The 14,745-nt window shown below is 32.1% G+C and carries 11 protein-coding genes; 3 read left to right on the plus strand and 8 right to left on the minus strand.

The genetic code is table 11. The annotated features are described in order from the left end of the window. Positions 1 to 8: 8 nt before the first annotated feature. Both QYS48_RS10690 and QYS48_RS10695 read right to left on the minus strand, forming a co-directional pair. Positions 9 to 431 carry a thioesterase family protein gene (locus tag QYS48_RS10690; RefSeq protein ID WP_302123364.1) on the minus strand — a complete coding sequence of 141 codons (423 nt, stop codon included), beginning with the start codon at positions 429 to 431 and terminating at the stop codon, positions 9 to 11. Beyond that, positions 412 to 3,192, minus strand: coding sequence for a triple tyrosine motif-containing protein (locus QYS48_RS10695; RefSeq protein ID WP_308355896.1), 2,781 nt, complete (start codon positions 3,190 to 3,192; stop codon positions 412 to 414). Before QYS48_RS10695 ends, QYS48_RS10690 begins: the two co-directional genes overlap by 20 nt. A gap of 270 nt (positions 3,193 to 3,462) precedes the next feature. On the opposite strand from QYS48_RS10695, the gene clpB reads away from it, so the two are divergent. From clpB to QYS48_RS10710, 3 genes are all read left to right on the plus strand, one after another. Beyond that, positions 3,463 to 6,087, plus strand: a complete 2,625-nt coding sequence (gene clpB, locus QYS48_RS10700) for an ATP-dependent chaperone ClpB (RefSeq protein WP_308355897.1) — start codon at positions 3,463 to 3,465, stop codon at positions 6,085 to 6,087. Positions 6,088 to 6,263: 176 nt separating this feature from the next. Further along, the gene (locus QYS48_RS10705) at positions 6,264 to 8,621 is read left to right on the plus strand and encodes a TonB-dependent receptor (protein WP_308355898.1); all 2,358 of its coding nucleotides are present in this window, start codon (positions 6,264 to 6,266) and stop codon (positions 8,619 to 8,621) included. Further along, a complete protein-coding gene (locus QYS48_RS10710) occupies positions 8,622 to 9,653 on the plus strand; it encodes a DUF4249 domain-containing protein (protein ID WP_308355899.1) in 1,032 nt (343 codons plus the stop codon). Positions 9,654 to 9,667: 14 nt separating this feature from the next. On the opposite strand, the gene QYS48_RS10715 is transcribed toward QYS48_RS10710, so the two are convergent. The 6 genes from QYS48_RS10715 to rsmA form a co-directional block, all read right to left on the minus strand. After that, a complete protein-coding gene (locus QYS48_RS10715; RefSeq protein ID WP_308355900.1) occupies positions 9,668 to 10,063 on the minus strand; it encodes an HIT family protein in 396 nt (131 codons plus the stop codon). 49 nt (positions 10,064 to 10,112) lie between these two features. Beyond that, the gene (gene greA, locus QYS48_RS10720) at positions 10,113 to 10,586 is read right to left on the minus strand and encodes a transcription elongation factor GreA (RefSeq protein ID WP_302101825.1); all 474 of its coding nucleotides are present in this window, start codon (positions 10,584 to 10,586) and stop codon (positions 10,113 to 10,115) included. A gap of 135 nt (positions 10,587 to 10,721) precedes the next feature. Next, complete coding sequence (locus QYS48_RS10725) at positions 10,722 to 11,564, minus strand: pentapeptide repeat-containing protein (RefSeq protein ID WP_302101824.1); 843 nt, start codon at positions 11,562 to 11,564, stop codon at positions 10,722 to 10,724. A 60-nt stretch (positions 11,565 to 11,624) separates the two neighbouring features. After that, the gene (locus tag QYS48_RS10730) at positions 11,625 to 12,569 is read right to left on the minus strand and encodes an NAD(P)-dependent oxidoreductase (protein ID WP_308355901.1); all 945 of its coding nucleotides are present in this window, start codon (positions 12,567 to 12,569) and stop codon (positions 11,625 to 11,627) included. A 5-nt stretch (positions 12,570 to 12,574) separates the two neighbouring features. Beyond that, positions 12,575 to 13,951, minus strand: a complete 1,377-nt coding sequence (gene mgtE / locus QYS48_RS10735; RefSeq protein WP_308355902.1) for a magnesium transporter — start codon at positions 13,949 to 13,951, stop codon at positions 12,575 to 12,577. After that, a complete protein-coding gene (gene rsmA, locus QYS48_RS10740) occupies positions 13,938 to 14,720 on the minus strand; it encodes a 16S rRNA (adenine(1518)-N(6)/adenine(1519)-N(6))-dimethyltransferase RsmA (RefSeq protein WP_308355903.1) in 783 nt (260 codons plus the stop codon). The genes mgtE and rsmA overlap by 14 nt, the downstream gene beginning before the upstream one ends. Positions 14,721 to 14,745: the final 25 nt, after the last annotated feature.

Genomic DNA, 14,745 nt, shown 5'->3' on the forward strand with positions numbered 1-14,745 from the left:
TATATTTACTATTTTATTTTTTCTAGGAATGATTCAGGCATATTGGCAATTTTTCTTTGTTCATAGTCAAAGAATATTATCCCTGTTTTTCCTACAGCAGCTACTTTTCCGTCTTCTTTCAAAAACCTATAAACAAAATCACATCCATATTTATTGATGTCTTTTACCCCAACTTCAATTGAAATTTCTTCATGGGCAAAAATCTCTGCTTTGTAAGTTATGGCAGCATCACTTTGAATATTTCCTAAGCCATCAAAATCTAATTCACTTTTATAACCTAATGATTTGAAAAACTGAACTCTTGCATCATGCATGAAGGCAAATATTCTATCATTACCAACATGACCACCATAGTTTAAATCGGTTATTCGGGTAGTGATTTTGGCGGTGAATAAATACTTATCAGGTTCTTCAATCTTGATTCTGCTCATTTTCTTTTTTCTGTTGATTTTTTCTCATTTGAGAAATTAAACTTTTACTTCTTGCGGAATTCCAGATTACTAAGATTTTTGAAATACCTCGCTCTATTGGAGAAATCGATACCGCAAGAATTACATTAATGATAAAGGTATAAACCGGTGAATCATCAACGTATCCTTCCAAATTGTTTTCAAGAATCGTTGCTATGAATTCAAGAAATAAAATTAAAGTTAAAAATGTAAAGGTTTTAGTTAAAAATGAACTTTGATTAGTTGTATTTAATTTAATAGAGATAAATATTAGAATACTGAAGAAAGCAATTTCTAGTAGATAAAACCACCAGGTTTGCCAGTATGGAGGTGTGACTTTAAAATCTAAACTGAAATTATTGATTTCATTACTAAGAATGGTTCTTGCTTTAATTTGTAGTTTATAATTCCCGGTAGGGATGTAAGGGAAATCTATTTCCTTGTTTTTAGACCATCCCGACCATTCATCCATAAGGCCCTTTACATAATATTGATATTCAATATCATCTGTAAATAAATATTCAGGAGTACTGAGTAGAACCTGTAGGTTATTTTCATTATGTTTTAACTTTATCTTGTCAAGATCCTCTATCCATTTATTTTCAATTTTAATTCCATCTATAAAACTTTTAGGTGTAGTGTAATTTTGTAGTGGAGTTGAAAGCCATTCAATAATTCTGTTATTAGAAATAAAGAATATTTTCTCATCATTAATGAAATTTATATTTTTTATAGAAGGTAAAATTCTGAACCATTTTCGGGCCTGTTCTTGAATGTTTTTATTTAAAACTGTCCATTGGTTGTCAGATGAAATAATCCACATATTTTCTTTCTGATCTTTTAAGAAATATTTTAAAGGATTCTCAAATGTTGAGTCTATCTTTAGTTTAAATGATTTTAAATTCAAGTCAAGAATAGCATCTGACCTTAATAATTTAATTTGTTGACCTGAATTAAACACTGCTAATTCCTCTGAAAAATTGTTGCTAATTTCAATCTTCTTTTTTGATGTTATGTCATTTTCGACTATATCAAATATTTCAATCTGATTACTACCAACAGCAATTAGTTGATTTCTAATAATTAGCATATCATTAAAAATGTGGTCGCTATGTTTTATGACTTTATAATTATCATCTTTTATTGATAAGCTGAAAAGTCCCTGATCGTTTGCTATCCATAATCTGTTCTTATTTACTTCGAAATAAAGCTTATTAATCATCTTTAAAGAGGATATTTTATTAGCCTTAAAATCCTTTATCAAATAAATTCCAGTATTGCTTTTAGCAATTAAACTGTTTTTAAATGGAATTAATGTTTCAATATGGTCATCAATTTCTGATATTTTCTCATATTCGTAATCAATGGATTTAAGCTTACTTATGTTGGTGGTTTTAATAACGGTTTTATACTCAGGATTAGCTTTAGGTTTACCCTTATTCGCTTTTCTTATAGAATCTCGTAATTGTTCTTCCTTCTCATTTAGTTTTCTTCTTAAGGCTAAAAATCGAATTCCTTTTTCTTTGTATATTTCTTTAAATTTGTTGAGTTCTTTCTCTATATATATCTCGACTTCAGCATTATTATTTTCAACACTGAATAGTTCTTCAAAGAAGTTTTCGTCTCCTTCATCTTCTGGTTTTTGATCAGACGATATCTTTACTTTTTCAATATATTTTTTTGTTAAGGTCTCATAATCCTTCACCTCTTTTAAGTAAAATAATCCTCTTGTTGTACCCACCCATAATTTTCCATTATGTAAGATGCTGGTTTCGGGTAAGCCCTCAAGCCCAGGGTAATATTGGAAGTCCGATAATGGTATATTAAGAGATGCACGGGATAGTCCAAAAGGATGGGCCAACCACAAACCATTTTGCAGGTCCATGGTTACAGCGCTTACTTCATTAGTAGGTAAACCATTATATTTTTGAATAGTGGAAGAGATATTTTTTGAATTCTCATCGATTAAGAGTACGCCACCGCTTAAAGTCGAGATGATTAGTTTATCTTCATAGAATTTACCCGATATTGCAAAATTGTCACTAAGATATTGGTTAATTTCTTCGGAAAAGGTTTCAAATTTTTTTCCGTTAAATGAATAAAATTCTCCATTATCATAAGCAAAGTATAATATATCATTGCCTTTAATAGAAAAGAGGAAGTCCGTATTTTCTGGTGCATATAAGTTTAAGTCAACCCAGGTACCCTCAACATTTTCGAGTAAATAGTTATCTTCAAAAGCAAATAGTTTATCATCAAATGTAAATATGTCTTTATAACCCAAATTCGAACGGAAAACATCGACTTTATTGAATTCCTCATCATAAACAATGATTTCTTCATCAATCAATAAATAGAATTTGTTTTGATGATATACTAAGTCAGTAAAAGAAGAATTTATTGATAATGATACTTTTTTGTGCAAAGTATTTTGATGAAATGCATCTTCTTTAAAAGTATAAATTCCATCTTTTGCAATTAAAAATGGTGTTTCATTTATATCTAAAAATTTTAACGGACTGCTATTGATTTCAATTTTAAGCCATGAATTACCATCATATTGTAGTAATCCCTTATCATAAGCAAGTATTAAACGACCTTGATTATCAATTTTTAGATCATTGAATTTTAAATCTTGAGACGGAATAGGGATCTCATAATGCGTTAAGGGCAAATCCCCATTTTGTGCTAAAAGTGCTTGAATATTGAAGATTAAAAAGATAAGGAGATACTTTAGTTTCATCTCATGTTTTGGATAAATACAATTTGTAAATATATTGAAATAATTCAATTTTAAATATTCCTTTACCTTATAATCCCTTCAATTTTATAACTGATTTTAATACTCTTTTACAATTTTTGACAGAATATTTCTATTCATTTTTTTAAGTAAATGTCAAAAAGTCTTGAAATGTTTAAATTTTAACTATGAATAAGTCATAAAGGCAGAGCTTCAGTATTGGTAAAAGAATTGCATAGAATAAGAAAAAAACTGTAATCAAATCTTACAAAAATGAACTTAAATGAATATACCATAAAATCGCAAGAGGCCATTCAAAAAGCGGCAGAGATTGCTATGGCTAATGGTCAGCAAGCCATAGAAACCGGGCATCTGTTGAAAGCTATTCAGCAAACAGATGAGAATGTATTGTCTTTTGTAAATAAGAAATTAAATATAAATAAAACCTTAATTGATAATAAGTTAAAAGAGTTAGTGAACAGCTATCCAAAAGTTAGTGGTTCTCAACCTTATTTGTCAAATGATGCACATAAAGCAATGACAGAGGCAAAGAAATTCTTAAAAGATTTTAAGGATGATTACGTTGCAATTGAGCATTTATTATTAGGCTTATTGAAAGCGGGCGATAAAACTTCTGCATTATTAAAGGATGCTGGCTATGCTGAAAAAGATCTTATAAAAGCCATTAAGGAATTAAGAGGTGGTGATTCTGTAAAGGATCAAAATGCAGAGTCTAAGTATCGATCATTGGAAAGATATTCCATTAACTTAAATAATCAGGCTAAAGCGGGTAAGATTGATCCAGTAATTGGTAGAGATGAAGAAATTAGAAGAGTGCTTCAGATTCTCTCAAGAAGGACCAAAAACAATCCTATTCTATTAGGTGAGCCGGGTGTTGGTAAAACTGCCATTGTGGAAGGAATGGCACAAAGAATTGTTGACGGTGATGTACCTGAAAATCTTAAAGATAAGATTTTGATCTCATTAGACATGGGATTATTAGTAGCCGGAGCCAAATATAAAGGTGAATTTGAAGAAAGATTGAAATCTGTTATTAAAGAGGTAACTGATTCTGATGGACAGATTATCTTATTTATAGATGAGATTCACACGCTAATAGGAGCTGGAGGAGGAGAAGGCGCTATGGATGCCGCAAACCTACTAAAACCAGCATTGGCTAGAGGAGAGTTACATGCAATAGGTGCTACAACTTTAAAGGAATACCAAAAGTATGTTGAAAAGGATAAAGCTTTAGAAAGAAGATTTCAGGCTGTAAATGTTGATGAACCTTCTCAAGAAGATGCTATTTCAATTTTAAGAGGTATTAAAGATAAGTATGAAGTTCACCATGGGGTTCGCATTAAAGATGATGCGGTAATCGCAGCAGTAGAACTTTCAAGTAGATATATTTCAGATCGATTCTTGCCTGATAAAGCCATTGATTTAATGGATGAGGCGGCATCAAAAATGAGAATTGAAATTGATTCATTGCCTGAAGAATTGGATGAGTTGAATAGGAAAATCATGCAGTTAGAAATTGAGCGTGAGGCAATGAGGAGAGAAAAAAATAGGGATAAAGAAGTAACGGTAAATAAAGAACTAGCAGACCTTGAAGAGAAGCGGAAAGACTTAAAAGCGAAGTGGGAGGGTGAAAAAGAAGTAATTCAAGGCATCCAAAAGCAGAAAGAACATATCGATAAGCTTAAGGTAGAAGCAGAGCAGGCTGAAAGATCAGGTGATTTTGGAAAAGTAGCGGAAATTCGATACGGTAAACTTTCTGAAGCAGAAGCAAAGCTTAATGAGTATCAAGCTAGAATGAAAGAAATGCAAAGCTCTAGCCATACCCTTTTAAAAGAGGAAGTGGGTTCTGAAGAAATTGCTGAAGTAGTGGCTAGGTGGACAGGTATTCCTGTTACAAAAATGCTGCAAAGCGACAGAGAGAAATTATTACATCTTGAAGAAGAACTTGGAAAAAGAGTAGCAGGTCAGAAGGAAGCAATTGCAGCTTTGTCAGATGCCGTAAGAAGAAGTAGAGCAGGACTACAAGACCCTAGAAAGCCAATTGGTTCATTCATTTTTATGGGTACAACCGGTGTTGGTAAAACAGAGTTAGCAAAGGCTTTAGCTGAATATCTCTTTAATGATGATAATGCGATGATCAGAATTGATATGTCGGAATATCAGGAAAGGCATTCTGTCAGCAGATTAGTGGGAGCGCCTCCAGGTTATGTCGGTTATGATGAAGGTGGTCAACTTACCGAAGCGGTAAGAAGAAAACCATATTCTGTAATTCTTCTAGATGAGATTGAAAAAGCACATCCAGATACTTTTAATATATTGTTACAGGTTTTGGATGATGGTCGATTAACCGATAATAAAGGCCGCTTGGCTAATTTTAAAAATACAATCATCATCATGACTACCAATATTGGTTCAAGCTTAATTCAAGAAAGATTAAGCCCAGAAAATTATAATGGCGATGAGATGCAGAAAGAACAAATTCTATCAGATACTAAAAATGAGGTTTTTGAATTATTGAAGAAGTCAGTTAAACCAGAATTCTTGAATAGAATTGACGAAACCATTATGTTTGAACCGTTGAATGAAGAAATTTTGAGAAAAATTGTAAACATCCAATGGAAAGATGTTCAAAGAAGATTGAAAGAAAACGGAATCCAGATAGATGCTACACAGGATGTATTAGATTATCTAGGTGAGATAGGATACGATCCACAATTTGGAGCAAGACCATTGAAAAGAGTAATGCAAAAAACTATCCTAAACGAGCTCTCTAAGCAAATTTTAAGTGGAGAGATATCTAATGATAGTACAGTATTGGTTGAAATGGAAAATGGAGAAATTGCCTTCAAAAATGTTGAAGATGTAGAAATAGAGTAATAGTTTAAATTAATATAGTCCAAAACCGCAGTGAACTAAAAGTCATTGCGGTTTTTTTATTTTGGTTAAGATTGTAATTTTTATTAACTAACAAATTAATATATAGAAATTATTAAAATAGATAAAGCAGATTATTTTTTTATTATATCTATTTGTTCTTTTGTGAAAACCTCAGTATGAAGAGATTATACTCCTTAACTATATTTTTGTTCTTTACCATTACCTATTCTTTTGCCTATCAGGCATCACAACTTAGAGTCTTCGGGAAGATTACCGACAAGAATACTAAAGAAGCCATTGTTGGTGCATCTATTTCATGGAATAAGGGTAGAGAGGGAGTTGTTGCAGATGTGAATGGAGAATTTTCCTTTTCAATTGAAAAAGGCTCATATGAATTAATAATTTCAGCAGTTGGTAAAAAAACTATCAAGAAAAAAGTTAAAATTGATCAAAGTCTGGTTTTAAATTTTCAAATGAAAGATGATGTTCAACAGTTGTCAGAGGTAACTGTAAGATCATCTGGAGATGTTTCTAGCCTAAAATCAGCTTCAATGGGAATTGAAAGATTATCCATTAAATCGATCAAACAAATCCCACCTATGATGGGAGAAGTAGATGTTATCAAAAGTATTATTACACTACCCGGCATAAGTTCAGTAGGAGAGGGATCAGGAGGTATAAATGTACGAGGAGGTTCTGTAGGCCAAAATTTAGTTTTATTAGATGGAGCACCTATATTTTTTACATCTCACCTTTTTGGGTTCTTTTCAGTATTTAATCAAGATGTGATTGACAATGTTACACTATATAAAGCAAGTGTTCCTGCACAATACGGAGGTAGAATTTCGTCTGTTTTGTCTGTTGAAACTCAAAACCCAATAAAAGATTCACTGACAGTTAGTGGAGGTGTTGGTCTTATTTCTAGTAGATTAACGCTGCAAAGTCCGATTGTAAAAGATAAGTTGGGATTATTGATATCTGCTAGATCTACTTATTCTGATTGGTTGTTAAAAGTTGCAAATAATGCTCAATTAAATAATAGCAGTGCATCATTTTATGATTTGAATTCAAAAATTACTTGGCGTATGGGAGATAAGAGTAAGCTAAGCTTATCGGCTTATCAAGGAGCAGATGAGTTTGCATTTTCATCGGATACAACCTATAGATATGGAAACCTTTCTTCTACTTTAAGTTATCAATACGAATTCAATAATGTTTTTAATATCTCTAGCTTGATATCTTATTCAAACAATTTTTCTAATGTATATGGAAACTACAGTAATCAAGATTTTTTACTAGAAATTGGGAGTGAAAATATGGCTGGAAAACTTGTGGTAGGAGTAGATTTAGATAAGCAATATTTTGAGTTAGGATTAGAATTTAATAAATACCAATTAAATCCTGGGGATTTAAGGCCTACTAATAATGAGTCAATTATAAGTAATGTCAATTTACAGACGGATAATGGTCAGGAATGGGGGTTTTTTATAGAGGATAATTTTGAATTTAATAAGCTTAAATTTATTGCAGGACTTAGGTATAGTTTATTTCAGAAAACTGGACCATTTACATCATTTATATTTGAGGAAGGGAATACTAGGTCTATAAATACTATACTTCGAGAGGATCTCTATAAAGATGGAGAAATAGTCATTTCTTACGGAGGATTCGAACCAAGATTTTCAATGAATTATGAAATTGATAATGTTCAATCATTAAAGCTTGGTTATCAAAGAACAAGACAGTATATGCATTTAATTGCAAATAATGCAGCTATTGTTCCAACTGATGTATATAGGTTAAGTAATTCCAATATAAAACCTCAGATCGGAGATCAAATTTCTTTAGGCTATTTCAGGAATTTTAATGATAAATTATTTCAAAGTTCTTTTGAAGTATATTACAAGACAGTACAAAATTCTATTGATTATAAAGATGGCGCTAATCTGCTTCTTAATAATTACATTGAAACGGAATTAATTAACGGATTAGGCAATTCCTATGGGGCCGAAGTTTCAATAAGTAAATCTTCTGGTGATTTATCAGGTAGATTAAGTTATACTTATTCTAGATCTTTTTTTCAATCAAAAGGGATTTACGAAAATGAAATTATTAATAATGGTGAAGCATATCCAACTTATTTCGATAAACCACACGATCTCACATCGATTCTTACTTATGTATTAAGTGATAAATGGAGTCTGAGTGCAAATTTCACTTATAGTACTGGTCGTCCAGTGAGTATCCCTATTAGTAGATATGAAGTGGGAGAAATTGCTATTGCTGAATTTTCTGAAAGGAATCAGTACCGAATTCCAGACTATCATCGACTAGATTTATCCTTAAATTTTGATTCACCTAACAATAATAAAAAAATACAAAGTAGTTGGACCATTGGATTGTATAACGTTTATGGTAGGAAAAATCCATTTTCAGTATTTTTTAGAGACCAAAATGGAGCACCTCCACAAGCTTATCGTTTAGCCATTTTGGGGATCCCCTTTCCATCTGTAACCTATAATTTTAAATTTTAAATGAAAATTTCCCATCTTTTCTTAAGTGTATTAATTTTTTTGGTTGGATGTATTGATCCGCTAGATGTTGAGGTGGATGTGGAATCCCCACGTTTGGTGGTAATTGCAGAAATTTCAGATTTAGAAGAGCCTTACAAGGTAGTTTTACAACGAACAGCTGATTATAAAACTTTGGTAAATGATAGAGTGACTGGAGCTACAGTAAGTGTAGTCTCAAGTCAAGGTGATGAATATTTCTTTGAAGAACAAAGAGCAGGTCAATATTTTTCTTGTCCTGCAGAATTTGTTGGAGAAGTTGGAGAGCAATATCAATTAAGAATTAGAACCACTCAAGATAAACTGTATGAATCCTCAATCGAAACCCTTTTACCTAGTGGTGAAATTGATTCTGCATATTACCAAAAAGCAGAAAGACTGGTAACTTCTAACACCCATGAATATAATGAGAAGGGGATCAAAGTTTTTTGCAACTTTAAGGATAATTCCGCAAAAGAGTATTTTATGATTGATTGGCAAGGGACGTATAAATTCCAACCTTCAATGTTAGATACTAAAAATAGGTATTGCTGGAATACAGAGGCTTCTGAATTGGAAATTAACCTACATGATGACCAATTTTCAAATAATAGTTTAGTAAAAGATTATGAGATCACTTACCTCCCTGATGGATTGAGGTTTACGGAAGCTTATAGCTTTCAAGTCCGTCTAAAGTCATTAACGACAGGGGCTTATGAATTTTGGTCTCTAATAAAGCAGCAATATGAAAATGATGGTTCAATATTTAGTGCATTACCTGCTCAAATAAGTAGTAATATTGTATCCTTAAATAATGTAGAAGAGAAAGTGCTAGGTTATTTTACGGTCTCTTCAGTTGCAACCTACCGTATTAAAATTCCTCACTATGCTCTTACAGGTATAAATGAGGCTCAACTTCCATGTAAAAGGTTTAGCCCTTCTGACCCTGTGCCAGAATATTGTTTTGATTGTACTAAATTTGAAAATAGCGTAGGGGAGGAGCCTCCCTTTTGGTAATCTAAAAAGAATTTTTATTGTAGATTATTTTTAATCTCACTTGTTACTTTTTCTAATTCTTCTTGAGAAGGATTTAATTTTTCTTTGCTGAAATTAATGTCATTCATGGAATTAAGAGGAACTAAATGCACGTGAACATGAGGTACTTCTAAACCAATAACAGCTACCCCAATTCGAATACATTTTACAGATTTCTCAATGGCTTTAGCTACCTTCTTTGAGAAAACATGGAGACCTGCTAATACATCATCATCCAAATCAAATATATAGTCCGTTTCCTGTTTTGGTACAACTAAAACATGCCCCATTACGAGCGGATTAATATCAAGAAAAGCAATATAGTTGTCATCTTCAGCAACAATATGTCCTGGAATTTCTCTGTTAATGATTTTAGTGAATATAGTAGCCATAATTATAATGTTAATAAAAAAGCCGAATCTTATGACTCGGCTAAATAATTTACAAACTGATTTCTAAAACTTCAAATTCCATTTTTCCGGCCGGTGCATCTACTTCAGCAACTTCACCAACTTTTTTCCCCATTAGCCCTTTCCCTATAGGCGATTTAATTGAAATTTTACCTTCCTTGAGGTTGGCCTCCTCTTCTGAAACCATAGTGTAGGTTACTTCCATGCCATTTTTCTTGTTTTTAATTTTAGCTTTGGTTAGTAATCCTACTTTAGAAGTATCAACGTCTGATTCTTTAATAACTCTTGCATTCGCAATTACGGTTTCAAGTTTATTGATTTTCATTTCAAGTAAACCTTGAGCTTCTTTAGCTGCATCATATTCTGCATTTTCGCTTAAGTCTCCTTTGTCTCTGGCCTCTGCAATATCAGCTGAAGCTTTTGGCCTTTCCACGGTTTTTAAATGATGAAGTTCATCCTTCATTTTTTTCAAACCTTCTTCTGTGTAGTATGATACTTTACTCATTGTTTTAAAAAAAATTGAAATTTCTATAAAATAAAAAACGGCACAATTTTGCATGAGCCGTCTTTTTTGTTTTCTGAATATTTGATACAAATATAAATGAATTAAATCTTGAAAACAAGACGATGCATTAACGTTCTACTTACCTAAAAGTTCTGGATAATGTTCTTGAATTTCTTTCTTGATGTCTTCATCAAGTTCAGCTAAGTATAGAGTTTTTACTTTTTTAAGCTGGTCTAAAGTTAATCCTTCAGCACCTTTCAAATTTGCTTTATACAAACTGGCTTCGTCAAATACAGCTCCTGTTAAATGGCAGTTGCTTAAGTCAGATTCCATTAGATAAGCATTTGTAAAATCTGATTTTATTAAAAACGCGTTTTTGAAATTAGCTTTAATCAAAAATGCATCCTTAAAATTAGCCCCACTTGCAAAAGCACCCTCGAAGTTAGCTTGATTCATTTTAGCATTTTCGAAATTTGTTTGATTCGCCCTAGTGCCAGTAAAATTACATTCTATTGCATTAGCATGACTGAAATTTGAGGAATTTAAGTTTGAGCCTGTTAAATCAACATGACTCATATTGGTTTTGGTTAAATGGCAGTTTACTAGATTTATTTCTGTAATGTTGTGTCGGTTAAGTCTTTTGATGTTACCAACCGTTCTAAAAGCAGCTTCTTCTGATTCCCATTGCCTAAAGTCATCAATTTCATCTTTATACATTCTTATTCTCAGCTGTTTTTCACCGTTAGCATTTAGCCAGTAAATTAGAATACCGATGATCGCGATATCGAAAATCATACCGTGGGCTTCAGCCATTACTTCTTTGAAAAAGTCGCGGAAGTTATCAAAATAATATGGAGCACTTAATCCTAGAACTACTATGGTAAGAATAATAAGAACAATAAAAGAAGTCATAATTGGCTTCTCAATTATCTCTTTTATCTTTTCCTCTGCCTTATTTCTGTATTCTTTAATGTCCATAGACTTTTAATAGCTCAGTATCTCACTTTTGTAGATTTTTTGTAAGAAAGTTATTTAAAACTATACAAAATCTTCTTCTTTAACCAATGATTTGATTTTTTGATACAAAACTTCACTGATTTTTTTATAAGATTCAAATGACCATCCTGCAATATGTGGGGTTAATAATACTTGATTGAATTTACTAAGTTCTTGAAAAACAGATAATTCATCACCTTTTAATTTTTTAATTTTCTCGTTTTCAAGAACATCTAAGGCTGCGCCTTTTATTTTCTTTTCTTTCAATAATTTTACTAAGTCTTTTAAAACTAAAACTTCTCCCCTTGCTGTATTAAGAATATAATCGAGTTTTTTGAATTGATCTAGAAATTCATAATTAACAATTCCTTTATTATGCTTATTCATAGGAATATGTATGCTTAGTATTTGAGATTCTGCTTTAAATTCTTCTAAACTTACCTCTTCAACATAATCATTTCCAAAACCAGATTTTTGATCATCAAATGCAAGAATTCTACATCCAAAACTACTTAAACGTTTAGCAAAGGCTTCTCCCATATAGCCAAACCCCATTAAGCCTACAGTTTTTCCCATTAATTCAATCCCTCTATTGCCCTCTCTATCCCAAATTCCTTTTCTAACTTCAAGATCTGCCTTATTAATATTATTAAATAAATTTAAAATCATTCCAATAGCATGTTCTGCTAAGGCATCTCTATTTCCTTCAGGCGCATTTAATAAATGGATTTTCCGATTGTTTAATTCTTCTTCATCCAAATTATCTACTCCTGCTCCAGCACGAGCAATAAATTTTAAATCTTTTGAATGACCGAGCAATTCTATATCAATAGGGGTTTTACTTCTTACAATCATACCCTGGTAGCCATGGATTGATGAAATTATTTCATCTCTTGTAATATTGGGCTTATAATCTACTTCAATATTGATTGAATTTAATGAAGTGATTATGCTTTCATGCATATCATCAATAATGAGAACTTTCATAAAACTTAATATAAAAAGTGGGCTACTGAGAAATAAACCAATAATCCTAATAAATCATTAGTGGTGGTAATAAATGGACCTGCAGCTAGGGCGGGATTTATGCCAAATTTATCGAGCACAATTGGGGTAACAGTACCCATAAAAGAGGCTAACAGAACTACAGCAAATAATGCAGTTGACACCACAATGGCTAATTTTACTTCTTGGCCTAAAATTAAATTCATTCCCATTACTATTCCGGCAATAACTAATCCATTTAATATAGCAATAACTAAAACTTTTGTGATTCTTTTAAGGAAGGAATCATCAAAAACTGACTTGCTAGCCAAACTTTGTAAAACTATAGAAGAGGACTGAATTCCAACATTTCCACCGGTTGCTGTAATCAATGGAATAAAGAAAGCCATTGCGGGAACCAACAAAATATCCTCTTCAAACACACCAATAAACTGAGCGCCTAATAATCCCCCAAACATACCTATGATTAGCCAAGGCAATCGAGCGCGTGTGAGCATCCAGATGCTATCATCTTCCTCTACATCTTCAGAAATACCGGCCATCATTTGTCTTTCTTCCTCCGCCAATTCTGTAATAACATCTACGATATCATCAATCGTAATGCGGCCCATCAATTTTCCCTGCACATTTACTACCGGCACGGCATCTAAATCGTATTTACGCATTACTTCAGCTACATCTACCTCGTCCATATAGGTTTCTACTGAAATCACATCATCATCATACAGATCCTTTACTTTCAAATGATCATCGGCTAGTATAATTTTTTTCAAAGAAACTCTACCTAATAATATGTTTTGATCATCTACTACATAAACAGAATAAATTTTTTCAACATTTTCTGCTTGTCTTCTGATTTCATCTATACACTGATTAATTGACCAATTCACGTTGGCTTTAATCAATTCTTTAGCCATCAAACCACCCGCTACATCTTCTTCGTAGCGAAGTAAGTCCAGAATGTTTTTTGCTTTTTCTTTATTATCAAGGGAAGCAATTACTTCTTCTCGATCTTTAAGCGGTAGTTCATTAATAATATCCACCGCATCATCAGAATCGAGTTCATTAAGCATGGCTGCGATTTCAACCGACTCAAACTCCTTCAGATATTTAGAACGGACATCTTCATCTAAATCATTAATGACTTCAGCACTGACTTCGTTCTCCAATACATCCAAAACATATCTTGATTCTTCAGTATTAAATTCAAGCAGGATAGTTGAAATATCTGCAGGATTAGTCCCTTCTAGTGTATTTTTTATGAAATTTTCATCCTTTCCATTTATGGCAAGTTGTAATTTCTCAAAATACTCTTTCGATAGTTCAAACTGATCAATATGTTCTTGTTGTTCAAGATTCTCCATCTGCTAGCAGATTAGTTAATTCTACAAAATCGTTAACGGTGAGTTGTTCGGCTCTTTTATCAAGTAAATCTAGTGACTTTTGTTCAGTTGTTAAATCAAAACTTTTTAATGCATTGCGTAATGTTTTCCTACGATTATTAAAACCTTGCTTTACAACCCTGAAAAACAACTTTTCATCACAATCTAAAGTTTCAGTTTCATTTCTTTTTAATCTTAATACTGCTGAAGTTACCTTCGGAGGCGGATTAAATACATTAGGAGGTACTGAAAATAAATATTCAACATCATAAAAAGCTTGAATTAATACGCTTAATATGCCATAAGTTTTATTCCCCTCTTTTGAAGCTATCCTTTCTCCCACTTCTTTTTGAATCATTCCTACCACTTCAGGAATTTGATTTCTATACTCTAAAACTTTAAAGAAAATTTGTGATGAAATATTATATGGAAAGTTGCCAATTATTCCGAATGGCTCATTAAAGTATTTTGATACATCCATTCTTAAAAAATCTTCCAAAATGAATTGATCGGAATAATCAGGATGTTGATCTTTTAGATAATCAATGGATTCCTGATCAACATCCATAAATAATAAATCATAAATATTTTGTTGAATTAAAATATCACTCAAAACACCCGTGCCAGGACCAATCTCTAATAATTTATTATAGGATTGATGACCGCTTAAACTTTCCACAATTTTGTTGGCAATATTTTGGTCTTTTAAGAAATGTTGACCTAGATGTTTTTTCGCTCGAACTCCCTTCATTTTTCAAAGCAGATAAAAAAAAACT

The sequence above is a fragment of the Marivirga arenosa genome (genome assembly GCF_030503895.2).
Taxonomy (GTDB): domain Bacteria; phylum Bacteroidota; class Bacteroidia; order Cytophagales; family Cyclobacteriaceae; genus Marivirga; species Marivirga arenosa.

Coding starts and splice junctions, on each gene's coding strand:
- QYS48_RS10705 (WP_308355898.1), top strand. CDS start 6,264: ATGAAGAGATTATACTCCTTAACTATATTTTTGTTCTTTACCATTACC.
- QYS48_RS10695 (WP_308355896.1), bottom strand. CDS start 3,192: ATGAAACTAAAGTATCTCCTTATCTTTTTAATCTTCAATATTCAAGCA.
- mgtE (WP_308355902.1), bottom strand. CDS start 13,951: ATGGAGAATCTTGAACAACAAGAACATATTGATCAGTTTGAACTATCG.
- QYS48_RS10690 (WP_302123364.1), bottom strand. CDS start 431: ATGAGCAGAATCAAGATTGAAGAACCTGATAAGTATTTATTCACCGCC.
- clpB (WP_308355897.1), top strand. CDS start 3,463: ATGAACTTAAATGAATATACCATAAAATCGCAAGAGGCCATTCAAAAA.
- rsmA (WP_308355903.1), bottom strand. CDS start 14,720: ATGAAGGGAGTTCGAGCGAAAAAACATCTAGGTCAACATTTCTTAAAA.
- QYS48_RS10730 (WP_308355901.1), bottom strand. CDS start 12,569: ATGAAAGTTCTCATTATTGATGATATGCATGAAAGCATAATCACTTCA.
- QYS48_RS10710 (WP_308355899.1), top strand. CDS start 8,622: ATGAAAATTTCCCATCTTTTCTTAAGTGTATTAATTTTTTTGGTTGGA.
- QYS48_RS10725 (WP_302101824.1), bottom strand. CDS start 11,564: ATGGACATTAAAGAATACAGAAATAAGGCAGAGGAAAAGATAAAAGAG.
- greA (WP_302101825.1), bottom strand. CDS start 10,586: ATGAGTAAAGTATCATACTACACAGAAGAAGGTTTGAAAAAAATGAAG.
- QYS48_RS10715 (WP_308355900.1), bottom strand. CDS start 10,063: ATGGCTACTATATTCACTAAAATCATTAACAGAGAAATTCCAGGACAT.